The 22531-nt window shown below is 64.9% G+C and carries 20 protein-coding genes; 18 read left to right on the top strand and 2 right to left on the bottom strand.

Annotated features, from left to right (window positions below; all coding sequences use genetic code 11):
- The first annotated feature begins 1 nt into the window (after position 1).
- The 8 genes from ACWPW0_RS01475 to ACWPW0_RS01440 all read left to right on the top strand — a co-directional run bounded on the left by ACWPW0_RS01475 (position 2) and on the right by ACWPW0_RS01440 (position 7608).
- Complete coding sequence (locus ACWPW0_RS01475) at positions 2 to 322, top strand: STAS domain-containing protein (RefSeq protein ID WP_447588316.1); 321 nt, start codon at positions 2 to 4, stop codon at positions 320 to 322.
- Positions 319 to 2496 carry a chemotaxis protein CheA gene (locus ACWPW0_RS01470; RefSeq protein WP_454254214.1) on the top strand — a complete coding sequence of 726 codons (2178 nt, stop codon included), beginning with the start codon at positions 319 to 321 and terminating at the stop codon, positions 2494 to 2496. The genes ACWPW0_RS01475 and ACWPW0_RS01470 overlap by 4 nt, the downstream gene beginning before the upstream one ends.
- A complete protein-coding gene (locus ACWPW0_RS01465) occupies positions 2493 to 3002 on the top strand; it encodes a chemotaxis protein CheW (RefSeq protein ID WP_454254213.1) in 510 nt (169 codons plus the stop codon). Before ACWPW0_RS01470 ends, ACWPW0_RS01465 begins: the two co-directional genes overlap by 4 nt.
- Positions 3003 to 3064: 62 nt before the next feature.
- Positions 3065 to 4699, top strand: a complete 1635-nt coding sequence (locus ACWPW0_RS01460; protein WP_454254212.1) for a methyl-accepting chemotaxis protein — start codon at positions 3065 to 3067, stop codon at positions 4697 to 4699.
- A gap of 3 nt (positions 4700 to 4702) precedes the next feature.
- Positions 4703 to 5209 carry a chemotaxis protein CheW gene (locus ACWPW0_RS01455; protein ID WP_447588308.1) on the top strand — a complete coding sequence of 169 codons (507 nt, stop codon included), beginning with the start codon at positions 4703 to 4705 and terminating at the stop codon, positions 5207 to 5209.
- The gene (locus ACWPW0_RS01450; protein ID WP_454254211.1) at positions 5209 to 6015 is read left to right on the top strand and encodes a CheR family methyltransferase; all 807 of its coding nucleotides are present in this window, start codon (positions 5209 to 5211) and stop codon (positions 6013 to 6015) included. The genes ACWPW0_RS01455 and ACWPW0_RS01450 overlap by 1 nt, the downstream gene beginning before the upstream one ends.
- The gene (locus ACWPW0_RS01445) at positions 6015 to 6521 is read left to right on the top strand and encodes a chemotaxis protein CheD (RefSeq protein WP_447588304.1); all 507 of its coding nucleotides are present in this window, start codon (positions 6015 to 6017) and stop codon (positions 6519 to 6521) included. The genes ACWPW0_RS01450 and ACWPW0_RS01445 overlap by 1 nt, the downstream gene beginning before the upstream one ends.
- A gap of 25 nt (positions 6522 to 6546) precedes the next feature.
- Entirely contained in the window at positions 6547 to 7608 is a 1062-nt protein-coding gene (locus ACWPW0_RS01440; protein WP_454254210.1) for a protein-glutamate methylesterase/protein-glutamine glutaminase, read from the top strand.
- A gap of 215 nt (positions 7609 to 7823) precedes the next feature.
- Here the strand turns inward: ACWPW0_RS01440 and ACWPW0_RS01435 are convergent, their stop codons facing one another.
- Entirely contained in the window at positions 7824 to 9566 is a 1743-nt protein-coding gene (locus ACWPW0_RS01435) for an ATP-binding protein (RefSeq protein ID WP_454254209.1), read from the bottom strand.
- Positions 9567 to 9637: 71 nt separating this feature from the next.
- The gene (locus ACWPW0_RS01430; RefSeq protein WP_454254208.1) at positions 9638 to 10321 is read right to left on the bottom strand and encodes a response regulator transcription factor; all 684 of its coding nucleotides are present in this window, start codon (positions 10319 to 10321) and stop codon (positions 9638 to 9640) included.
- A 289-nt stretch (positions 10322 to 10610) separates the two neighbouring features.
- Between ACWPW0_RS01430 and ACWPW0_RS01425 the strand changes: the two genes are divergently transcribed.
- The 10 genes from ACWPW0_RS01425 (at position 10611) to ACWPW0_RS01380 (ending at position 22412) form a co-directional block, all read left to right on the top strand.
- On the top strand, positions 10611 to 13529 hold the full coding sequence (locus ACWPW0_RS01425; RefSeq protein ID WP_454254207.1) for a two-partner secretion domain-containing protein: 2919 nt from the start codon (positions 10611 to 10613) through the stop codon (positions 13527 to 13529).
- A gap of 3 nt (positions 13530 to 13532) precedes the next feature.
- The gene (locus tag ACWPW0_RS01420) at positions 13533 to 15185 is read left to right on the top strand and encodes a ShlB/FhaC/HecB family hemolysin secretion/activation protein (protein ID WP_454254206.1); all 1653 of its coding nucleotides are present in this window, start codon (positions 13533 to 13535) and stop codon (positions 15183 to 15185) included.
- A gap of 614 nt (positions 15186 to 15799) precedes the next feature.
- Positions 15800 to 17638 (top strand): dihydroxy-acid dehydratase, encoded by a 1839-nt coding sequence (gene ilvD, locus ACWPW0_RS01415; RefSeq protein ID WP_454254205.1) that lies wholly within the window; start codon positions 15800 to 15802, stop codon positions 17636 to 17638.
- 223 nt (positions 17639 to 17861) lie between these two features.
- A complete protein-coding gene (locus tag ACWPW0_RS01410) occupies positions 17862 to 18140 on the top strand; it encodes a hypothetical protein (protein ID WP_454254204.1) in 279 nt (92 codons plus the stop codon).
- 37 nt (positions 18141 to 18177) lie between these two features.
- Positions 18178 to 18741 carry a hypothetical protein gene (locus ACWPW0_RS01405; RefSeq protein WP_454254203.1) on the top strand — a complete coding sequence of 188 codons (564 nt, stop codon included), beginning with the start codon at positions 18178 to 18180 and terminating at the stop codon, positions 18739 to 18741.
- Positions 18742 to 18772: 31 nt separating this feature from the next.
- Positions 18773 to 19207, top strand: coding sequence for a hypothetical protein (locus tag ACWPW0_RS01400; protein ID WP_454254202.1), 435 nt, complete (start codon positions 18773 to 18775; stop codon positions 19205 to 19207).
- Between the two features lie 73 nt (positions 19208 to 19280).
- Positions 19281 to 19874 carry a hypothetical protein gene (locus tag ACWPW0_RS01395; protein WP_454254201.1) on the top strand — a complete coding sequence of 198 codons (594 nt, stop codon included), beginning with the start codon at positions 19281 to 19283 and terminating at the stop codon, positions 19872 to 19874.
- A gap of 23 nt (positions 19875 to 19897) precedes the next feature.
- A complete protein-coding gene (locus tag ACWPW0_RS01390) occupies positions 19898 to 20296 on the top strand; it encodes a GFA family protein (RefSeq protein ID WP_454254200.1) in 399 nt (132 codons plus the stop codon).
- 84 nt (positions 20297 to 20380) lie between these two features.
- A complete protein-coding gene (locus tag ACWPW0_RS01385; RefSeq protein WP_454254199.1) occupies positions 20381 to 21493 on the top strand; it encodes an AGE family epimerase/isomerase in 1113 nt (370 codons plus the stop codon).
- 136 nt (positions 21494 to 21629) lie between these two features.
- Entirely contained in the window at positions 21630 to 22412 is a 783-nt protein-coding gene (locus tag ACWPW0_RS01380) for an IclR family transcriptional regulator (protein WP_454254198.1), read from the top strand.
- Positions 22413 to 22531 lie beyond the last annotated feature (119 nt).

Below are 22531 nucleotides of genomic sequence, written 5' to 3'. Positions count from 1 at the left end.
CATGCCAGCTTCCGCCCGCATCACCCGGCGCCTGCAAGGGCCACTGACCATCTACAGCGCCGCCGAACGCAAGCCTGAACTGCTCGCCGGCCTCGATGCGGGCGACCTCGAACTGGACCTGGCCGAAGTCGACGAACTCGACAGCGCCGGCCTGCAACTGCTGGTGCTGGCCAAGCGTGAAGCGGAGCGTCACGGCCATCGCCTGTCGCTGTGCAACCACAGTGCGGCGGTCATCGAAGTGCTCGAACTGAGTGGCCTGAGCGCCTTCTTCGGCGACCCCATCCTGCTCTCGACCCGCGCCCGGGGAGGGCATTCGGCATGAACATGGACGACGTGCTGCAGACCTTCATCGCCGAAAGCCAGGAGCTGCTGCAACAGATGGAAAGCGCCCTGCTGCTGATCGAGCAGGACCCCGACGACCCGGACATTCTCAACGCCATCTTCCGCACCGCGCACACCATCAAGGGCAGTGCCGGGCTGTTCGGTTTCGACGGCATCGTCGCCTTCACCCATGTCGCCGAAAGCGTGCTCGACCGCCTGCGCGGGGGCGAACTGCGTTTCGACGCCAGCCTGGCGGCGCTGTTCCTGGAAACCGGCGACCACCTCGCCGCGCTGATCGGCCTGCTCGCCGCCGGCCAACCCATCGAGCCGCTGCCCGACGCCCTGCGCGAACAGGACGACGACCTGCTGCAGCGCCTGCGCCACTACCTCGCCGAACCTGGCGAAGACAGCAGCCTGCCTGCCACCAGCCACGCGCCCCTGAGCCGCGACGGCAGCAGCGACGGCGTGGCCGCCGAGCACTGGCACCTGTCCCTGCGCTTCAGCCAGGACGTGCTGCGCAACGGCATGGACCCGCTGTCCTTCCTGCGCTACCTCAACACCTTCGGCCGCATCGTCAGCATCGTCACCCTGACCGAAGCCCTGCCCGCAGCCGAGCAGATGGACCCGGAGAGCAACTACCTCGGCTTCGAAGTAGCCTTCGCCAGCGATGCCGACAAGGCCACCATCGAAGGCGCCTTCGAGTTCGTCCGCGACGACAGCCTGATCCGCATCCTGCCGCCGCACAGCCGTACCGAGCAGTACCTGGCGCTGATCAGCGAACTGCCCGAAGAAGACCTGCGCCTGGGCGAAATCCTCCTGCGCTGCGGCACCCTCACCGCCAGCGAACTGGACAGCGTGCTGCGCCAGCAGGACCACAGCAGCGACACGCCCGCCACGCCCATCGGCCAGGCCCTGGTCGAGCAGAGCCTGGTACAACCGCCGGTGGTCGCCGCCGCCCTGCAGAAGCAGAAACAGATCAAGGAAAACCGCCACAACGAGAGCAGCCTGATCCGCGTCGAGGCGGCCAAGCTCGACCAGCTCATCGACCTTATCGGCGAGCTGATCATCGCCGGAGCCGGCGCCAGCCTGGCCGCCCAGCGCGCCGGAGCGAGCGAACTGGTGGAGGCCACCGGCCTGCTCTCGCGCCTGGTCGAAGACGTGCGCGACTCCGCCCTGACCCTGCGCATGGTGCAGATCGGCGCCACCTTCAACCGCTTCCAGCGCGTGGTGCGCGATGTCTCCCACGAGCTGGGCAAGGACATCGCCCTGCACATCAGCGGTGGCGACACCGAGCTGGACAAGACCCTGGTCGAGCGCATCGCCGACCCGCTCACCCACCTGGTGCGCAACGCCATGGACCACGGCATCGAGGCCACCGAGGTGCGCCTGGCCCAGGGCAAGCCGGCGCAAGGCACGGTGCGCCTGAACGCCTACCACGAGGCCGGCAGCATCGTCATCGAAGTCACCGACGACGGCGGCGGCCTCGACCGCACGCGCATCCTGGCCAAGGCCCTGGAGCGTGGCCTGGTCGGCGAGGGCCAGCACCTGGCCGACAAGGACATCCTCAACCTGATCTTCGAGCCCGGCTTCTCCACCGCCGAGCAGATCAGCAACCTCTCCGGCCGTGGCGTCGGCATGGACGTGGTCAAGCGCAACATCACCGCCCTGCGCGGCAGTGTCGACCTCGACAGCGAACTGGGCGTCGGCACCCGCGTACGCATCCGCCTGCCGCTGACCCTCGCGATCATCGACGGCTTCCTGGTCGGCGTCGGCAAGGCCACCTACGTGCTGCCGCTGGACATGGTCGAGGAGTGCATCGAGCTGAGCAATGAACAGAGCGGCGAACACCTCGATTTGCGTGGCGAGGTGCTGCCCTACGTGCGCCTGCGCAGCCTGTTCGACCTGCCGCCGCAAGAGCTGCGCCGCGAGAACGTGGTGGTGGTGCAGTACGCCGGCCAGCGCGCCGGCCTGGTGGTCGACCAGTTGCTCGGCGAATTCCAGACGGTGATCAAACCGCTCGGCAAGGTGTTCGGCAGCAGCCGCGGCCTGGGCGGATTCACCATTCTCGGCGACGGCACCGTGGCCCTGATTCTCGACGTGCCCGGCCTGCTCGGCCAACTGGCACAAGGCACCAGCACTGCTCGCCCCATCCTTGCCGCGAGGAGCGACGCATGACCGCCCTGCCCGAGCACCACCAGCCCGAACAGACACTCCAACGCCAGCAGTACCTGACCTTCGTGCTCGATGGCGAGCACTACGCCGTCGACACCCTCAACGTGCGCGAGATCATCGAACTCGGCGCCCTGACTCAGGTGCCACGCATGCCGCCCACCATACGAGGCGCGATCAACCTGCGCGGCGCGGTGGTGCCGGTGCTCGACCTGCAGGCGCGCTTCGGTGCCGGCGCCACCCACCTCACCCGGCGCACCTGCATCGTCATCCTGGAAGTCCACGAAGACGGCCAGCCCCAGGTACTCGGTGTGCTGGTCGAGGCCGTCAGCGAAGTGCTGGAAATCGACGCCAGCGAGATCCGCCCGGCGCCGGCGTTCGGCAGCCGCATCCGCAGCGATTTCATCCAGGGCATGGCCCGACTCGACGAGCGCTTCGTCACCTTGCTCGCGCTCGACCGCGTCCTGCGCCTCGACGAGATCGGCGGCCACACGGCCAACGATGACGGATGACCGCCGCCCTCCACTCAAGCCGCCAGCCCACTCAGCGAATACCTCAGAAAGGATCTGAAACCATGCTCAGCAACTTCAAGATCGGCACCCGCCTGATCACCGCCTTCGTCCTGGTTGCGTCCATCAGCGCCGTGGTCGGCCTGGTCGGCCTGTCCAACACCAGCCAGATGAACGACCTCGCCGAAGCCATGTACGAAAAGGAACTGATGGGCCTGTCGTCGATCAAGGAAGCCAACCTCAACGTCATCTACATCGGCCGTGCCCGCTCCAACTTCCTGCTGGCCACCACCCAGCAGGAGCGTGAACGCATCCGCAGCGACATCGAGCGCTACAGCGAAACCGCCCGCCAGCAGATCGACCAGGCACGCACGCGTTTCTACACCGAGCGCGCCCGCACCCTGTTCAGCGAAGTCGATGCCGTGTGGCAGGACTACCAGCGTGACATGGGCCAGGCCCTGACCCTGGCCGCCGCCGAAGAACTGCGCGAAGACAACCCCGAGCTCAACCGGCAACTGCGCGTGGTGCGCGAACAGGGTGACCGCATCGACGGCATCATGAGCGAGCTGGCGCAGATGAAGGAGGAGAACTCCAAGCAGGCCAACGTGCAGACCAGCGCCCTGTACGCCAGCAGCCGCGTGATCCTGATCGCCATCATCCTCGGCGGCGTGCTGATCGGCATCGTCCTCGGCCTGATCATCAGCCGCAGCATCACCCGCCCGCTGAGCCGCGCCGTGGACGCCGCCAACCGCCTGGCCGAAGGCGACCTCACCGTGCAACTGGACAGCAGCAGCCGTGACGAAACCGGCCAACTGCTCACCGCCATGGGCAACATGAGCGGCAAGCTCACGCAGATCATCGGTGAAGTGCGCGGCTCTGCCGATGCCCTGTCCAGCGCCTCGGAAGAAATCTCCTCCACCGCCCAGAGCATGAGCCAGGCCGCTTCCGAGCAGGCCGCTTCGGTGGAAGAAACCAGCGCCTCGATGGAACAGATGTCCGCCTCCATCGCGCAGAACACCGAGAACGCGCGCGTCACCGACGGCATGGCCGGCAAGGCCAACCGCGAAGCCAGCGAAGGCGGCCAGGCGGTGAAAGACACTGTCAGCGCCATGAAGACCATCGCCGACAAGATCGGCATCGTCGACGACATCGCCTACCAGACCAACCTGCTCGCGCTCAACGCTGCCATCGAAGCCGCCCGTGCCGGCGAACACGGCAAAGGCTTCGCCGTGGTCGCCGCCGAGGTCCGCAAGCTGGCCGAACGCAGCCAGGTCGCCGCGCAGGAAATCGGCGAAGTGGCGAAGAGCAGCGTGGCCCTGGCCGAGCGCGCCGGCGGCCTGCTCGACGAGATCGTCCCATCCATCGCCAAGACCTCCGACCTGGTGCAGGAAATCTCCGCCGCCTCGGAAGAACAAAGCAGCGGCGTCGGCCAGATCAGCACCGCGATGAACCAGCTCAGCCAGCTCACCCAGCAAAACGCCTCGGCCTCCGAGGAGCTGGCCGCCACCGCCGAAGAAATGAGCGGCCAGGCCGAGCAGTTGCAACAGCTGATGGACTTCTTCCGCCTCAGCGGTGCCAGCCGCAGCGAACAGCGCGCGCGCCAGGCCGCTCCGACCCGCCGTGCGACCAGCCACGACAGCGACGCGGAAAGCTTCGGCCACAGCAGCCTGCCGTCCGGCTTCGTGCGCTTCCAGGAGTAAGCCATGCAAGCCAATCGGTTGCTCGCCGGCAGCACGGATGCCCGCCAGTACCTGACCTTCAGCCTCGCCGGCGAACTGTTCGCGGTGGACACCCTGCGCGTGCGCGAGATCATCGAATACGGTGGCCTGACCAGCGTGCCGATGCTGCCGCCGAGCATTCGCGGGGTCATCAACCTGCGTGGCGCGGTGGTGCCGGTGATCGACCTGCAGGTGCGCTTCGGCAAAGGCCCATGCGCAGCCGGTCGGCGCACCTGCGTGGTGATCCTCGAAGTCGAACGCGATGGCCACCAGCAGGTCATCGGCGTGATCGTCGACACGGTCAACGCGGTGCTGGAAATCCCCGCCCAGGACATCGAACCGGCGCCGGCCTTCGGCGCCTCGGTGCGTGCCGACTTCATCCTCGGCATGGGCAAGCTCGACGAGCGCCTGGTGATTCTGCTCGACATCGGTCGTGTACTCTCGGTCGACGAACTGCACGCCCTGGCCCAGGCCGGCACGGCGGCGGACTGATGGACCACGCCCCGCTATCCGACGGTGAGTTCCGCCAGTTCCGCGAGCTGATCCACCGCATCGCCGGCATCAGCCTCTCCGAAGCGAAGAAGCCACTGGTCAGCGGGCGCCTGTCCAAGCGCCTGCGCCAGCATGCCCTGCCCAGCTACGGCGCCTACTTCCAGCGTTTGCAGCGCGATCAGGGCGAGTTGCAGATGGCCGTGGACCTGCTGACCACCAACGAAACCTACTTCTTCCGCGAGCCCAAGCACTTCGACTTCCTGCGCGAGCGCCTGGCCCAGGCCGATGGCTGGCAACGCCCGCTGCGCGTGTGGAGCGGCGCCTGCTCCAGCGGCGAGGAGCCCTACAGCATTGCCCTGGTGCTGGCCGAAGCACTGGGCGGCCGCCCGTGGGAAATCCTCGCCTCGGACATCAGCCAGCGCGTCTTGCAGCAGGCCAGTACCGGTCACTACCCGCTGGAGGATGCCAGCGGCATTCCCCGCCCCCTGTTGCTGCAACATTGCCTCAAGGGCGTCGGCCAGCATGCCGGGCAGTTCACCGTGACCCCGGCCCTGCGCACGCGCATGCAGTTTCGCCAGATCAACCTCAACGCAGTGCTGCCCGACCTCGGCCTGTTCGACGTGATCTTCCTGCGCAACGTGATGATCTACTTCGACGCCGACACCAAGCGCCAGGTGGTGCAACGCCTGCTCGCCCACCTGCGCCCCGGCGGCTACTTCCTGGTCAGCCATTCGGAAAGCCTCAACGGCATCACCGACGCCCTGCGCGTGGTCAAGCCGTCGATCTACCGCAAGCCGAGCGCCTGATGCCGACCCGCCCCATCCCCCAGGGGATGATCGAAATCTTCCTGCAACCGGGCGAGCTGTACTTCGGTGACCGCACCACGCGTATTCGCACCCTGCTCGGCTCCTGCGTGTCGCTGGTGCTCTGGCACCCGCAGCAATGCATCGGCGGCATGTGCCATTACATGCTGCCCAGCCGCCAGCGGCCGCCCGGTGCTGCTCTCGACGGGCGCTACGGCGATGAAGCGCTGGAGCTGCTGCTGCGCGACATCCAGGCCAGCGGCAACCGCCCCGAGGACTTCCGCCTGCGCGTGTTCGGCGGCGGCAACATGTTCCCGGCGCTGGCCCGCAGCCGGCGTCCGCATGTCGGTCGGCAGAACGTCGAGGCGGCCAAGCGGATGATCCAGCAGCACGGCCTGACCTGCCACGCTGCCCATGTCGGCGGCATCGGCCATCGCAACCTGATCTTCGATATCTGGAGCGGCCAGGTCGCGCTCAAGCAACCGGCGCCCATCGCCAGCCCATCATGACCATCCCCGCTTGCCAGGAGCCCGCATGCCCCGCATCACCGTGATGATCGTCGACGACTCCGCCGTGGTCCGCCAGGTGCTCTCCGGCCTGCTCGCCGCCGACCCGCAGATCGAGGTGATCGGCACCGCCTCCGACCCGTTGTTCGCCCTGGAAAAGATGCAGCGCCAGTGGCCCGACGTGATCGTCCTCGACGTGGAAATGCCACGCATGGACGGCATAACCTTCCTCAAGAAGGTCATGGCCGAGCGCCCGACTCCGGTGGTCATCTGCTCCACCCTCACCACCCGCGGCACCGCCACCACCTTGCAGGCGCTGGCGGCTGGCGCAGTCAGCATCATCACCAAACCCACCCTCGGCCTGCGCCAGTTCCTCCACGAGGCCAACCCGGAACTCAGCGCCGCCATCAAGGCTGCCGCGCGCGCCAACATGCAGCGCCTGGTGGCGCAATGCGCCGCACCCACGCCGAACCCGCCTGCCGCTCGCCAGCAGGAGGCGGCCATGGCACGTACCACCGACACCCTGGTCGCCCTCGGCACCTCCACCGGCGGCACCCAGGCGCTGGAATACATCCTCACGCGCCTGCCGCGCGTGTGCCCGGGGCTGGTCATCGTCCAGCACATGCCCGAGCACTTCACCGCCGCCTTCGCCCAGCGCCTCGATGGCTTGTGCCAACTGGAAGTGCGCGAAGCCCGCCACGGCGACCGTGTGCTGCCCGGCCTGGCCCTGATCGCACCCGGCGGTCGCCATATGCAAGTCGCCCGCAGCGGGGCGCAATACCGTATCGAGATACTCGACGGCCCCCCGGTGAGCCGGCACAAACCGTCGGTCGATGTACTGCTGCGCTCGGTGGCACACAGCGCCGGACGCAATGCCCTGGGCATCATCATGACCGGCATGGGCGACGACGGCGCCCGCGGCCTCAAGGCCATGCGCGAAGCCGGCGCCCACACCCTCGGCCAGGACGAAGCCAGCTGCGTGGTCTACGGCATGCCCAAGGAAGCCCTCAAGCTCGGCGCGGTGGAACGCGAATTGCCGCTGGTACAGATCCCCACTGCAATCCTCAACGGCGGTCGAGCAGCACCGTAGTCACCCACTCATTCGGTGAATGAGTGGGTGCGCCCTTGGCCCACACTGCCATTCAGCCACCTGCCAACTCATTCCCCGTGGAAGCGCGCCATGCGCGCAACTGCGGAAATCAACCAGACACACGTACCCGCCCACACGCCATAACCACCTGCTTGAGCGAGCAAAGCGGCCCGCGCGATGCACCCAGCGATACAAGCACAACCCTGCTGCAAGCATTACACCTGCGCACTGACCGGCTCCCCCTGGATGGTCGCCGTCAGCAGCGTCTCACCGGGGCGCGACTCGATCCGCAGGCGCCCGCCTATTCGCTCGACGCGCAGGCGCATGCTGCCCATGCCAACCCCCACCCCCGTTGCGAGCGTGCTCTCCACATCGAAGCCCCGGCCATTGTCACGCACCCAAAGGCTCAAGCCGCCCAACGCTTCGGCACGCACGCCCACTTCCAGGCGAGTGGCATTGGCATGTTTGAGGACGTTGCTCAGCGCCTCTTCGATAACACGCGTAAGCGCCAGCAACTGTGCGGACGTGAAACGTCCCGGCCAGTGCTCCGGCAGGCACCAATGCGTCTCGATGCCCAGCTCGTCGAACAGCTCGCTGAAACGCCGGCGCAACGCGACCAACCACTCCTGCGGCGACTGCCAGTCGGGCACCGTCGAGGCCCCGTCAATTGCCTCGCGCAGGTCGCTGCGCAATGTCTTGAGCACCGACAGAAACTGCTCCTCACGCAGCCCCGCGCCCTGTTCCAGATTGGTGATCGAACGTATCAGCGAACTGCCCAGGCCATCGTGCAGGTCATGGGTCATACGCAGGCGCTCGTTGAGGCGGATGTTGTCGGCTTCCAACTGGTGCTCGCGCTGCAGTGTGCGGGTCAACTCTTCGCGGGTGCTGTCGACGGTCGCCTGCAGTTCATCGTTGAAACGCTCGATACGCTGCAGGCTGTTGGAAAAGCGCGTGACCAGGATCAGGAACATCACGATGGACATGATCGGGGCCGACAGCAGGGCATACCCCCCTGAAACATCCAGCACGCCAGTGAACACCAGAGGCTCGTAGATGGATAACACCGACATGCACGCCCCGAGCACGATCAGGTAGGTCTCGCGCACACGCCAGGCATGCCACAAAAACTGCTGACAGACCACGAACAGCACCAGCCTGAGAACCACGGCAGTGACCAGCTGCAACAGCGAGATGGACGCGTCCGGCAGCACCAGCGCAGCCACGCAGAGCAGTATCGTCCCTGCCCACATGGCCTTTTCCAGGCGCGCGAAGCGCATGCCACTGAACGACCAGACGAATAGGCAAAGCGCGGGGCAATACAGCGTCAGCGCGACCAGCCCCAGGCGATCCCAGGCCTCGCCGTTGCTGAACGGCCAGGACGACGTCACCAGCATATTGCTGAGGCCAATCGACCACAGCAACGAGGCCAGGGCAAACCAGCCGAAGGCGCGCTCCTGGCGGCGGAACAGCCACAACGTCAGGAACAGAAAACCCAATAGTGCTGAAGCCAGCAGGTTGGCAAAAATGAGTTCACGTTGCTGCAACAACTGCCGACGGTACTCCGGCCAGACCTGCTCGGGCTCCCCGATCCTGACCATCCCCAGGCCCGGCCCCACATGCTCCGACCCCACCAGGCGAATCCACAGCGTATTGGTTTCATTCCGCGCCGAAAACGGCAGCAGCCAATAGCGCGGCATGTTCCAGCTGCGCGACAGGGGTTCGACCAGGTGTTCATCACGCCAGAGCAGGTCGTCGTTGAGCCAGACCTCGCCGGCCAGGACCATGCGGTCGATATTCAGCGCGAGCACATTCTGGGGGCAGTCGGCCTGCCACTCCAGGCGATACCACACCGCACCGGCAAAGCCCGGCCAGTGGCGTTGCCACAGATCCGGCAGGCTGACCGGCTGCCAGCCATCTTGCGGGCGTACACCATCACCGGCCCGCTCGGGAGCGGCCATTACCTGGCTGACTGTCGGTTGGCAACTCGCCTGTGCCAGGCTCGAAAGCCAGGGCAACAGCACGAGTAGCGTCAGGACAACAAGCCGCGTTGCCGAGCCTCGTTCACGGCGCGGGTGCGCGAGGTGACAGCCAGTTTTCGATAGATTCGTGTGATATGGCATTCGACGGTATGACGGGAGATGGTCAGCTTCTCCGCAATTTCCCGGTTGCTCAGCCCGCGGGAAACCCATTCGAGAATCTCGCTCTCGCGGGCGCTGAGTGCGTCTGTTTCATCTATTGGGATGTGCAACGGCGCGGCCGGCATAAAGGCCAGGATGTGCTGCGCAATAAAGGGGTCGATGGGCGCTCCGCCGCGCAGCACGCTGCGAATCGACAGGCTGACCTCCAGATCATCACGCTCTTTGAGCAGGTAGCCCGTGGCACCCGCCCGCAGCGCACCGAGAATCACCTCCTTGGAGCTCCAGGCCGAGATCACCAGAATCGGCACGGCCGGATCCAGGGCGCGCAGCTCCTGGATTAACTCGATGCCATTGCCGTCCGGCAGCCCCAGGTCCACCAGCGCCAGCCCCAGCCCCAGCGGCTGTTTGTCGATATACGTCCGCGCCTCGGCCAGGTTCGTCGAGAAGCTGACCACATCCTGCGCGTAGCCGATGCCACCGAGCACCCGCCACAGGCGCTGGCGCATCACCGGATCGTCCTCGACGACCAGCACCGGCGCCGGCAGCAAGGCGTCATGGGAAACAAGGCTAACCATCGCTAAACAGCACTCTTAGCAGGTGGAATCGAAGTACCAGGGCTGGCACGGAACAGGGTATCCGATCATAACCTGAGCCAGACCCAGCCTGGCTCAGGATGACGAAACGTCACACCAACGGCAGCATAAGTTTCGACTGAAATTACATGGTTTCCCTGATAGCCAATTGCCAACAGTATCACGTCCAATGACCGTTTATCAGGCGCGCCTCCCGGCGCTAGCCTGCATTGCAGATTACCGGGTGGCGCATTGGCAGCCTGGTCGTCTTGACTGATAAAGGGAACGCACCATGAACCGCACCTACGCGCTTGTCTGGAATCCGAGCCTTGGCACCTGGAGCGTCGCCGACGAACACGCCCGGCGGCGTGGCAAAGGTGCCGGTGCGGTACTCGCAGCGGCCCTGCTGCTGCCTGGCCTGGCCCTGGCGGCCGACCTGCCCAGCGGCGGCAACATCGTCTCCGGCAGCGGCCAGATCGGCAGCCCCAACGGCAACCAGCTGACCATCGACCAAGGCAGCAACAAGCTCGCCATCAACTGGCAGAGCTTCGATATCGGCGCCGGCCACAAGGTCACCTTCAACCAGCCCGGCACCGACGCCATCGCCCTGAACCGCGTACTCGGCGCCGATGGCTCGAAGATCATGGGCCAGCTCGATGCCAATGGCCGGGTGTTTATCGTCAACCCCAACGGCGTGCTGTTCGGCCAAGGTGCCAGCGTCAACGTCGGCGGCCTGGTGGCCTCCACCCTCGACCTCTCGGTCAGCGACTTCGAGGCCGGCAACTACCAGTTCAAGGGCGACGGCAGCAATGCCGCCGTGGTCAACCAGGGCACGCTCAAGGCGGCTGACGGCGGCAGCATCGCCATGCTCGGTGGCACCGTCAGCAACAATGGCGTGATCGTCGCCAACCAGGGCACGGTCGCGTTGGCGGCAGGCAACAAAGTCACCCTGGATTTCGCCGGCGACGGCCTGCTCAACGTGCAGGTCGATGAAGCGCTGATCGATGCCCTGGTGGAAAACCACCAGCTGATCCGCGCCGACGGCGGCCAGGTGCTGCTGACCGCCAACGCCGGCGAGGCGGTGCTGAAAACCGTGGCCAACAACACCGGGGTGATCGAAGCCCGCACCCTGGGCGAGAAGGACGGCAAGATCGTCCTGCTCGGTGACTTTGCCGGCGGTACGGTCATCGTGGCCGGGACCCTGGACGCCAGCGCACCAAACGGCGGCAACGGCGGTTTTATCGACACCTCCGGTGCCCATGTAAAAGTGGTCGACGGTGCCAAAGTCACCACCCTGGCGGCGGATGGCCAGACCGGCACCTGGTTGATCGACCCGACTGATTTCACCGTCAGTGCCGGCGACGTGACCCAGACCGACAGCGGCATCGGCGCCAATACTCTGAGCAACAACCTCAACAACACCAGCGTCACCCTGCAGACCGTGGCTACTGATAACGGCACGGACAAGGGAGATATCCATGTCAATGCCGACATCACTTACACCGCCAACCAGCTCACCCTGAGCGCCCACAACGCCATCAACCTGAACGCCACCATCAATGTGAACGGCACAGGCACGCTGGCCATGAACCACGGCGCAGGCAGCATCAATGCCAGCTTTCATGAGAACGGCGGCTTTAAAGGCAAGGTCAACTTTGCGGGCAGCGGTGCAGGGCTGCTGACCATCAATGGCGCGGGCTACACCGTCATCAAGGATATGACTGCCTTGCAAGACATGAGCGCAGGCAACTACGCGCTGGGCGGCAACCTGGACGCCAGCAGTGTGGCGAACTTTGCCCCCATTGGCTCTTTCACTGGCACCTTCGATGGCCTGGGCCACACCATCAGCGGCCTGACCATCAACCGCCCCGATCAAGGTAACGTGGGCCTGTTCGGCTCTATCGACAACGCCACGCTGCGCAATGTGGGGCTGAAAGGCGGCAGCGTGACCGGGCAAAGCTTTGTGGGTGCGTTGGTGGGCACCAGCAACCGCAGCCATATCCATCATGTCTATGCCACGGGCAATGTGGCTAGCTCTGGGGCCGAGTGGGAGAGCAACGTGGGTGGGCTGGTCGGCTTTAACAAAGGCAGCCTCTTTAATGTTTATGCCACGGGCAATGTGACTAGCTCTGGGGCCGCGGGGCAGAGCAACGTGGGTGGGCTGGTGGGCATAAATCTAAGCCAGGGCGGGAACATCAGCGTCAGCCAAGCCTATGCCACGGGCAATGTGACTAGCTCTGGGGCCGCGGGGGAGAGCAACGTGGGTGGGCTGGTGGGTAGCAACATGAGCCAAGTAGGCGGTGGCACTAGCATTATCGGCAGCTTCTGGAACACCTCCACCACCGGCCAGGGCGGCAGCGCAGGCGGCGGCACGGGCAAAACCTGGGCAGAACTGATGCAGGCCAGCACCTTTACCGGCTGGAGCATTGCCACGGAGGGCGGCAGCAACGCCGTCTGGCGCATCTACGAAGGCCAGACCGGCCCGCTGCTGCGCAGCTTCCTGCAGAGCGTCACACTGACCGCCGATACCACCAAGACCTACGACGGTCTCAGCACGGGTACAGCCAGCTACACCAGCAGCCTGGGCGGCAACTTCGACGCCAGCAAGCTGTCGGGTAACCTGAAGTACACGAGCAGTAGCAAGAACGCAGGCACGTACACCAGCGCCGCTGGCACGTTAACGCTGAGCGGCCTGTACTCGGGCCAGCAGGGCTATGACATCAGCTATGCCAACAGCAGCCTGACCATCAACAAGGCTGCATTGATCGTCACCGCCAACGACGCCCGTAAAACCTACGACGGCCAAGCCTGGAACGGCGGTAATGGCGTGAGCTACAGCGGCTTCGCCAATGGTGAGGATGACGCGGTGTTGAATGGGACGCTGAGCTATGGCGGCAGCGCTCAAGGCGCTACCAATGCCGGCACTTACGCACTGAGCGCCAGCGGCCTCATCTCCGGCAACTATGAGATTCACTACCAGGACGGTGCCTTGCTGGTAAGCGCAGCACCAACCAAAACAGCACCGCCCAGCAGCAGCCAGCCCTACCTCAGCGTATTGGCATCGAACAGCCAAACCATGTCGACCGAAGCCGAGCCGCTGACTCAAGAGACCGAGGCCATGGAACAGGTCACGCTGATTACCAACCCACTCGATGACCACTTGAACCTGCAAGTCGTCAACCATGGCATCCGCCTGCCAGAAGGAATCTGATCCATGCGTTTCGTTCATCCTCTGATCGGCGTTGCCGTTTCCCTGCTCTCGCTTTCAGTCGCTGCTGCCGTGCTGCCAGATGCCGGCCAGTCGCAACAAGGCATCGACCAGCGCCCGCTGCAACTGCCCGGCAAACAGCGCCTGGAGCTGAACCTGCCCGACGCGCCTTCGACCACAGCGACGGCCAGCGGCCCGACCTTGCAGGTCAACAGTTTTACCCTGCAGGGCAACAGCGCCATCGGCAGCGACGAACTGCTGTCCCTGCTCAATGACCTGCAAGGCCGCACGGTTTCCCTCGGCGAGTTGCAGGCCGGCGCCAACCGCATCACCCGTCTGTATCGCGAGCGCGGCTATCCGCTGGCCCGGGCTTACATTCCGGCTCAGGAAATCGATGGCGGCGTGGTGCAGATTGCCGTGATGGAAGGTCGCTACGGCCAGATCGAGGTGAACAACACCTCACGTGTGGGTGGTGCAGCCCTGGCGCCGCTGGACACGCTCAAGGCAGGCGATGCGGTACGTTCGGCGCCGCTGGAGCGCAGCCTGCTGCTGCTCAGCGACACGCCGGGATTGGAGGTGAAATCCACCCTCAAGCCCGGTACCTCGGTAGGCGCCACCGACCTGCTGGTGGACGTGCAGCCCGGCCCGCTGGTATCCGGCGCCGTGGACCTGGACACCTACGGCAACCGCTTCACCGGCGAGTACCGCCTGGGCGGCACGCTCAACCTCAACAGCCCGCTGGGCCTGGGTGATCAGCTGTCGCTACGCGCCATGGGCAGCGACGAAGACCAGCACTATTACCGGCTGGCCTATCAGTTGCCCGTCGGTCCCTGGGCGACCCAGGTGGGCGTAGCCTATTCGGACATGGACTACGAGCTGGCCAAGGACTTCGACGACCTCAAGGCCCACGGCAATGCACGCATCGCCAGCGTTTATGCGATCCAGCCGCTGCTACGCAGTCGCGACTTCTCGCTGTATGCGCAGTTGCAGTTCGACGACAAACGCCTGAAGGACGATATCGACCTGTTCGACAGCAAGAGCGACAAACGTTCGCGGGTGGTCATCGCCACCGTCAACGGCAACAGCCGTGACAACCTGCTGGGTGGCGGGGTGAACAGCTTCGCCCTGGCCTGGAGCGAGGGCAGCCTGACTATCGACGGGCAACTGAACCAGTTGATCGACAACCTGACGGCCAAGACCCAAGGCAGCTTCAGCAAGCTCAACCCGAGCCTGGTGCGCCTGCAACGCCTGACGGACCGCTTCAGCCTGTACACCCAGGTGCAGGGCCAGTGGGCCAATGGCAACCTGGACAGCTCGGAGAAACTCAGCCTCGGCGGCGCCTACGGCGTGCGTGCCTACCCGCAGGGCGAAGCCTCGGGCGACCAGGGCTGGCTGGCCAACATCGAGCTGCGCTATGCGCTGACCGATGCCTGGCAGCTCAGCACCTTCGTCGACCACGGCGAAGTGCGCCTGAACAAGGACACCTGGAGCAACGGCGACAACCACCGCAGCCTCTCGGCGGCAGGCCTGGGCGCACGCTGGGCGGCCCATGGCTGGCAGGTCAACACCGTGGCCGCCTGGAAGGTAGGCAACGACGCGCCGCAAAGCGACGTCGACCGTTCACCGCGTGTCTGGGCACAAGTGGTGCGGTACTTCTAAGCATGGCGCCCGGGTGGATGAGGCGCCCTCATCCACCCGAGCATCGTTGACAGGGCGGTGAAGCGCGACCCTGGGGCTTGTGGAGTATTGCGGATGCTGCAACTGGTGGGCTAAAGCCCACCCTACACAGGGACCCAGGCTCTGTAGGGTGGGCTTTAGCCCACCAATCAGCGCGTCATGAACGCAAAAGTCGATTGCCCGCAATTGGATTGCATCGATCCGACCATCCAGGCTGAGACCTCAACAGCCCCTAGGTCTGCCGCGCAGCGCCCCGGCATGATTGCCCCCACCAGGCGCACCCGCACAACACCCCTGCCCACGCTCTTCTCCACCCCAAACAGACCACCCTCTCCGGGCTCTGAAGCAAGACGCACCGTTCACCCAGCGACCACCCGGACAGCCAACCCTCCCCCTATCGCGCCAAGCGGCGTAGAATCGCGGTATTCCTCGCCAATTATCCTCCGGCGGGCTTGTGAGCCCTGGCCGGGCGAGCGGTAACCCCCGCTGCGCACCGTGCCTCCCCCGAACGCTCGGCCACCTGCCGTTCGTCACCGGTCACAGACGCTCACGCAACGCACATAACCAGACACCTGATCTAGCCGCAGGAACCCGTCATGCCCGATTACCGCTCGAAGACCTCCACCCACGGCCGCAATATGGCCGGCGCCCGCGCCCTGTGGCGTGCCACCGGGATGAAAGACGAAGACTTCAAGAAGCCGATCATCGCCATCGCCAACTCCTTCACCCAGTTCGTGCCCGGCCATGTGCATCTGAAGGACCTCGGCCAACTGGTTGCCCGCGAGATCGAACGTGCTGGCGGCGTGGCCAAGGAATTCAACACCATCGCCGTCGATGACGGCATCGCCATGGGCCACGACGGCATGCTCTATTCCCTGCCGAGCCGCGAGATCATCGCCGACTCCGTGGAGTACATGGTCAACGCCCACTGCGCCGACGCCATCGTCTGCATCTCCAACTGCGACAAGATCACCCCCGGCATGCTGATGGCCGCCCTGCGCCTGAACATCCCGGTGATCTTCGTTTCCGGCGGGCCGATGGAAGCCGGCAAGACCAAGCTGGCCAGCCATGGCCTAGACCTGGTCGATGCCATGGTTATCGCCGCCGACGAAAGCGCCTCCGACGAGAAGGTCGCCGAGTACGAGCGCAGCGCCTGCCCGACCTGCGGTTCGTGCTCCGGCATGTTCACCGCCAACTCGATGAACTGCCTGACCGAAGCCCTGGGCCTGGCCCTACCGGGCAACGGCTCGACCCTGGCCACCCACAGCGACCGCGAGCAGCTGTTCCTGCAGGCCGGCCGCACCGCTGTCGAGCTGTGCAAGCGCTACTACGGCGAAGGCGACGAATCGGTCCTGCCGCGCAACATCGCCAACTTCAAGGCGTTCGAGAACGCCATGACCCTGGATATCGCCATGGGTGGCTCGACCAACACCATCCTGCACCTGCTGGCCGCCGCCCAGGAAGCCGAGATCGACTTCGACCTGCGCGACATCGATCGCCTGTCGCGCAAGGTGCCGCAGCTGTGCAAGGTCGCGCCGAACATCCAGAAGTACCACATGGAAGACGTGCACCGCGCTGGCGGCATCTTCTCCATTCTCGGCTCGCTGGCCCGTGGCGGCCTGCTGCACACCGACCTGCCGACCGTGCACAGCAAGACCATGGCCGAAGCCATCGCCAAGTGGGATATCACCCAGACCGACGACGAAGCCGTGCACACCTTCTTCAAGGCCGGCCCGGCTGGCATCCCGACGCAAACCGCGTTCAGCCAGTCGACCCGCTGGGAAACCCTGGATGACGACCGCGAGAACGGCTGCATCCGCAGCGTCGAGCATGCCTATTCGCAAGAAGGCGGCCTGGCCGTGCTGTACGGCAACATCGCTCTGGACGGCTGTGTGGTGAAAACCGCCGGCGTGGACGAGTCGATCCACGTGTTCGAAGGCAACGCCAAGATCTTCGAGAGCCAGGACAGCGCCGTGCGCGGCATCCTCGCCGACGAAGTGAAGGCAGGCGACATCGTCATCATCCGCTACGAAGGCCCGAAAGGCGGCCCGGGCATGCAGGAAATGCTCTACCCGACCTCGTACCTGAAATCCAAGGGCCTGGGCAAAGCCTGTGCCCTGCTCACCGACGGCCGTTTCTCCGGCGGCACCTCGGGCCTTTCCATCGGTCACGCCTCGCCGGAAGCGGCAGCAGGCGGCGCGATTGGCCTGGTGCGCGACGGTGACAAGGTGCTGATCGACATTCCCAACCGCACCATCAACCTGCTGGTCAGCGACGAGGAAATCGCCCATCGCCGCCATGAGCAGGACAAGAAAGGCTGGAAGCCGGTGGAAGTGCGCCCCCGCAAGGTGACCACTGCCCTCAAGGCCTACGCCCTGCTCGCCACCAGCGCCGACAAAGGCGCGGTGCGCAACAAGGCGCTGCTCGACGGCTGAGCCTCAAGCCAGCAAAGCTGATGCTTCCACGAAACGCCGCCCACTGGGCGGCGTTTTCGTTTGGGGTTCACCATGCAGGGTGGGCGAGGTGCACACCACCCAACAGGTCGCTCGCCGCCCAGGCCAAAGTTGCTTCACCCCGCTACTGTTCATCGCTACCCTGAGTGCTTTCGCAATGACCCGCCAGGCATAACACGCCTGACGCCAGCCAAGGAGCGCAGACATGCCAAACGAGACGACTCAACAGATCACCTCTGAAAAAGAGCGCCTGCTGCAGCGCATGCGCGTAAAGAGCAAGTCGATCCTCTTCGTGGGCGTTGGCATCGGCCTGTTCATCATTGGTTCCGTACTGGTCGGCAAACCGCTTCCGCCCGCCTGGAACCTTGCCCTGGTCATCGGCCTGGCCATTTTCATGGTCGCTCAGATCATCCACACCCTGCTGCTGGCCAAGACCGTCAGGCGCCTGAACGAGGCGGAAAAAGCGGGCAACGACCCGGCATGATCCACCCCATTCATCCCGCCCCGAAGGACAACGCGCCATGACATGTCAGTGGCTCACCGGTCTGATGCTGGCGGTCCTTGCGACCGCCCTTCATGCCCAGCCGTTTTCCGCACCCGAGCAGATCGTCCACGCCGGCAAGACTTACAAACTGGCCTACACCGCATCCCAGCCAGATGGCCGCGCGCTCTACGAATACACCACCGATGACGAGTCGATCGAAAACTGGTCGAGCCTGGTCACACTCAACTACGCGCAATCACGAGTGACCGTGCCGCTGAAATGGATCGAAAGCCTCAAGGCGTCCCTGGACCGAGAGACTCCCAAGCCCCACTACAGCCTGTATATCGCGGGCACTAACGGGTTTGCGAAAATCATCTACGAGCCGGACGCGAAAAATCCGTTCTACGAATCGGATGTGCACAAGAGCTTTCACATCAAGGCGTGCGATGGGCTGCTGGTCTACCAGTTCGCCAGGAAGTACCCGCAAAGCGCCGACCAAAGCGATGCCGGCAAGCAGGCCGCGCTGAAACAGGTTGCCGAGGAGAACCACCAGTTCTCCAGCGCACTGGAAAAGTCCGACTGGCTCCCGGCCTGTCATTAAGAATCTCTTTTTCCCACCGCCAGGACCCTGCATGAAAGCGTTACTCAGCCTGATGATTGCAGTCACCCTGGTCGGCTGCGTGCCTTTTCCGACCTACAAGACCCAGCAGCCGAGCGCATCCATGACCGTGCTGGACCAGGCGGGCAAACCCGTCGGCGGGGCGAACGTCGAGCTGATCAACAGCTCCTACCCTTATGGCCGGGAACGATTCAGGACCACGGGGCAGACCCAACCCGACGGCACGATAGCCTTCACCAAAGTTACCGAGTGGCGCGTTGAAATGCCGTTCATGATTCACGGCATGGAGGTGTTCTTCTGGAACTGGTGCGTCAGCAAAGAGGGGTATCAAACCGTGCAGACGCGCTATGCAAACAGTAAGGAGTTCAGCCCTGAAGCCCTGCTCACACTTAGCCCCGGAAACGCCACAACGTGCTCGGACATGGATCGACGGGCAGGCCCCACCTGATGCCCCAGGCCGTTGGCTTCACCCGCCTGAGCAGGCTCAGGGCCAACCAACTGGCCTATGGCCGGGAGTAGTCATGTCACCCGTAAAGCGCCTCATCCTACTGACGGCTGTGGTTCTGACCAGCGCCTGCACGACACAACATGACAAACGCATCGCGGCTATCGAACCGGGCAAGACCTGCAGCCTCGAAGACGCCGTCTTTGACAACACGCCGTATTACCTTTCCGAGACCAAAAGCGACGCGCCCATCGGCAAGCTTTCCAGGCTGTTTGGCAGCTATGACAAAGCCATCACGCGCGTGCACATTGCCAGGCATGACAGCGACCTGTCGGCGCGCTTCTACGACGCCGATGGCAAGGAGATCCGCCGAGACAACGCCAGCCAAAGCAGGCCGTATGCATTCGATGGCAAGCGTTTCATCATCAACAAAGGGTCGTCATGCAAACCCGGTGAGGCCGGCGTGGGCTGCACCTGGTCGCAGGTCGAGCTGTCCTGCACGCGCGACAACGACCTGGTGGTGAAAGAGGTGAATGGCGGTGCCGCGCTGATTGCGCTGGTCATCCCCCTGGGCGCGCGTTCATCCTACCTGGGGCTCTACAAGCGTGTGCCAGATGGCAGCGCCCGCCCCACCATTGCCGTGGACGCACCGCAAGCGGCGCATCCCTGAATCACTCTTACAGGAGAACCACCGTGCTCAAGTCAGTCGGCGGCGTTGCGGTACAGGCCAGGCACCGGGCTACCTGCCATTGCGGCGCAGTGGAGCTGGAACTGGACCTTCCGGATGGCATTGTCGACCCGAGACGCTGCGATTGCTCCATGTGCAGGCGCAGAGGCGCGGTCGTCGCCTCCGTGCCGTTGAGCGGCATCCGCATCATCAAGGGCGCCAAACACCTCAAGTGCTACCAGTTCAACACGTTCACGGCCAAGCATTACTTCTGTGCCAACTGCGGCATCTATACGCACCATCAGCGCCGCTCGAACCCGGAGCAATACGGCTATAACGTCGGCTGCCTGGAGGGTATCAATCCGCTCGCCATCGCCGCTGTCCCCACCAATGACGGGGTGAACCATCCCGCAGATCGCGGATAGGCACACAGGCCACAAGGCACCATCAGCGCGGGCGGGATTTGTTACCATGCCGCCCTTTGCCCCTCGGCCCTGCCGGATTACGTCATGCCCTCACTCTCTGCGCTACGCGAACAGTTCGTCGCCGTTCAACAGCATTTCCATGAGGTCATCGTGCCGCTCTGGCAAGGCCCCGGCTGGAATGCCGAACTCGGCCTGCCCTATGAGGCGCTGGATGCCAGCCACCAGCCGCTGCCGCCGCAGCGCTACCGGGCGATGGCCTGCGCCCGCCAGCTTTACCTGTTCACCAGCCTGATCGACCAACCCGCCTTTCCCGCCGCGCGCGAGCGGGCCGCGGCGCTGTTCCACTCCCTGCAACGGCACTTCCATGACGCCGAGCACGGCGGCTGGTTCTACAGCATCGACCCCCACGGCGCGCCACTGGATACCAGCAAGGACCTCTACACCCACGCCTTCGTCATCTTCGCCTGCGCGCATTACTGGGCACGGGTGCGCGAGGCCCAGGTCGAGGCCGTGCTGGACGAGGCCCTGGCGTTGCTGCACAGCCGCTTCGCCGATGGCCAGGGGCTGTATGAGGCCAGCCTCGCGCGGGACTGGTCGGCACTCGGCAGCGGCCCGCTGCAGAACCCGCTGATGCACCTGGCCGAGGCCCTGCTCGCCGTCCTCGCGGCCCGCGAAGACGCCGCCGTGCAACGCACGCTGCTGGCCCTGGCCGACGCCATGCAGGCGCGCTTCATCGAGCCGGAGCATGGCCTGATGCTGGAGAAACCCCGTGGCACGGTCGACAACTGGTTCGAGCCTGGGCATCAGTTCGAGTGGTTCTTCCTGCTGCAATCATCACCCGTGCTCCGCGACAGCCCGCTGCATGCGTCGCTGGCCCGCGCCTTCGGCTATGCCGAACAGGTTGGCGTCACGGCCGACGGCGCAGTGCTCAGCATGCTCGCCGCCGACGGCAGCGTGCGCGATGGCAGCCAGCGCATCTGGGCCCAGGCCGAGTACATCCGCGCCCTGACCCTGCGCCCGCACGGCGCGGCACATGTGCCGCGCCAGTTGCAGGTGTTGCAGCAGCGCTTCCTGCGAGGCAGCGGCTGGTACGAGAGCTTCGATGCCGCCGGCACGCCATCACGCCTCGACATGCCTTCGACCACCCCCTACCATCTGGCCACCTGTTACAGCGCTCTGGCCGAGCACTTCGCCTGAAAGCACGGCAGACGGTGCAGGCCTCCTCCATGGAAAAGCGAGCCGACCCCGGCAGCAAGGCGCTTCACCCCGGTGTCGATCATCGTTAATCTTTGCGCGCTCCGCCTGGCGGGGCATTCGCGACAGCAGGAAGCCTATGCAAACGCCACACAACCCCGGGCCGGAGCCCATCAAAGAAAAAACCGGCAATGAAGGCCGGGTGCAGGTCATCGACCGCGCCGTGCTGCTGCTGCGCACGCTGTCGCGGCTCAAGCAGGGTGGCAGTGCCCTGGAGCTGTCGCGCCTGACCGGTATCGACCGCACCACCATCCACCGCGTCCTCAAGACGCTGGCGCACTGGCAATTGATCGAGCCGCAGGCGGGCAATTACCGCATCGGCCCGGAAAGCCTGATCTACTCCACCGCCTACCTGAATCGCCTGAACCTGCGCCGCCTGGCCCTGCCGTACGCCATCGAGTTGCAGCGGGTGATCGGCGAGCGCCCGGCCATCGTCTCGATCTCCATGCCGGTGGGTGACGAGGTGGTGCTGATCGAGCGCATGTGGACACCGTCGACGCCGTTGAACGTGATCGTCGACCTGGCCGACCAGTTCCCCATCGACCGCGTCCCCAGTGGCCGCGCGATCCTGGCGACCTACGACGATGCTACCCGCCTGGCCTTGCTCGGCGAAGCGCGCCATGCCGCCGTGCTGCCGTTGCTGCGTGATATCGCCGCCCAGGAAGGCTTTTCCTTCGGCGACAGTGAGTTCAAACCGGGGCTGTCTTCGCTGGCCTACCCGATCCAGGGTCAGGCCAGTCAGGCCGTGGGTGCCCTGGTGGTCGCTGGGCTGGACCTGCACGATGAAATGAACGCCCAATCGACCCTGGCCAGCCACGTTCGCCGTGCCTGCGAAGGCATCGCCGTCCAGCTCGCATCCTAGGGTCTGGATGGCCGACTCGGGGCAATTGCGGACGGCGCAATTGGTGGGCTAAAGCCCACCCTACAAAAACTGAATGTCATTAGGGTGGGCCGGGCGCGATCCGCTGCAGCCCACCAATC

It is taken from the genome of Pseudomonas sp. Marseille-Q8238 (genome assembly GCF_965111915.1).
The sequence above is the reverse complement of the archived record's forward strand: the minus strand, read 5'-3'. Positions and strand labels throughout refer to the sequence as shown.

What these genes read in the sequence shown, in the direction of transcription:
- ACWPW0_RS01475 (WP_447588316.1), top strand. Translation starts at nt 2, where the DNA reads ATGCCAGCTTCCGCCCGCATCACCCGGCGCCTGCAAGGGCCACTGACC.
- ACWPW0_RS01470 (WP_454254214.1), top strand. Translation starts at nt 319, where the DNA reads ATGAACATGGACGACGTGCTGCAGACCTTCATCGCCGAAAGCCAGGAG.
- ACWPW0_RS01465 (WP_454254213.1), top strand. Translation starts at nt 2,493, where the DNA reads ATGACCGCCCTGCCCGAGCACCACCAGCCCGAACAGACACTCCAACGC.
- ACWPW0_RS01460 (WP_454254212.1), top strand. Translation starts at nt 3,065, where the DNA reads ATGCTCAGCAACTTCAAGATCGGCACCCGCCTGATCACCGCCTTCGTC.
- ACWPW0_RS01455 (WP_447588308.1), top strand. Translation starts at nt 4,703, where the DNA reads ATGCAAGCCAATCGGTTGCTCGCCGGCAGCACGGATGCCCGCCAGTAC.
- ACWPW0_RS01450 (WP_454254211.1), top strand. Translation starts at nt 5,209, where the DNA reads ATGGACCACGCCCCGCTATCCGACGGTGAGTTCCGCCAGTTCCGCGAG.
- ACWPW0_RS01445 (WP_447588304.1), top strand. Translation starts at nt 6,015, where the DNA reads ATGCCGACCCGCCCCATCCCCCAGGGGATGATCGAAATCTTCCTGCAA.
- ACWPW0_RS01440 (WP_454254210.1), top strand. Translation starts at nt 6,547, where the DNA reads ATGCCCCGCATCACCGTGATGATCGTCGACGACTCCGCCGTGGTCCGC.
- ACWPW0_RS01435 (WP_454254209.1), bottom strand. Translation starts at nt 9,566, where the DNA reads ATGGCCGCTCCCGAGCGGGCCGGTGATGGTGTACGCCCGCAAGATGGC.
- ACWPW0_RS01430 (WP_454254208.1), bottom strand. Translation starts at nt 10,321, where the DNA reads ATGGTTAGCCTTGTTTCCCATGACGCCTTGCTGCCGGCGCCGGTGCTG.
- ACWPW0_RS01425 (WP_454254207.1), top strand. Translation starts at nt 10,611, where the DNA reads ATGAACCGCACCTACGCGCTTGTCTGGAATCCGAGCCTTGGCACCTGG.
- ACWPW0_RS01420 (WP_454254206.1), top strand. Translation starts at nt 13,533, where the DNA reads ATGCGTTTCGTTCATCCTCTGATCGGCGTTGCCGTTTCCCTGCTCTCG.
- ilvD (WP_454254205.1), top strand. Translation starts at nt 15,800, where the DNA reads ATGCCCGATTACCGCTCGAAGACCTCCACCCACGGCCGCAATATGGCC.
- ACWPW0_RS01410 (WP_454254204.1), top strand. Translation starts at nt 17,862, where the DNA reads ATGCCAAACGAGACGACTCAACAGATCACCTCTGAAAAAGAGCGCCTG.
- ACWPW0_RS01405 (WP_454254203.1), top strand. Translation starts at nt 18,178, where the DNA reads ATGACATGTCAGTGGCTCACCGGTCTGATGCTGGCGGTCCTTGCGACC.
- ACWPW0_RS01400 (WP_454254202.1), top strand. Translation starts at nt 18,773, where the DNA reads ATGAAAGCGTTACTCAGCCTGATGATTGCAGTCACCCTGGTCGGCTGC.
- ACWPW0_RS01395 (WP_454254201.1), top strand. Translation starts at nt 19,281, where the DNA reads ATGTCACCCGTAAAGCGCCTCATCCTACTGACGGCTGTGGTTCTGACC.
- ACWPW0_RS01385 (WP_454254199.1), top strand. Translation starts at nt 20,381, where the DNA reads ATGCCCTCACTCTCTGCGCTACGCGAACAGTTCGTCGCCGTTCAACAG.
- ACWPW0_RS01380 (WP_454254198.1), top strand. Translation starts at nt 21,630, where the DNA reads ATGCAAACGCCACACAACCCCGGGCCGGAGCCCATCAAAGAAAAAACC.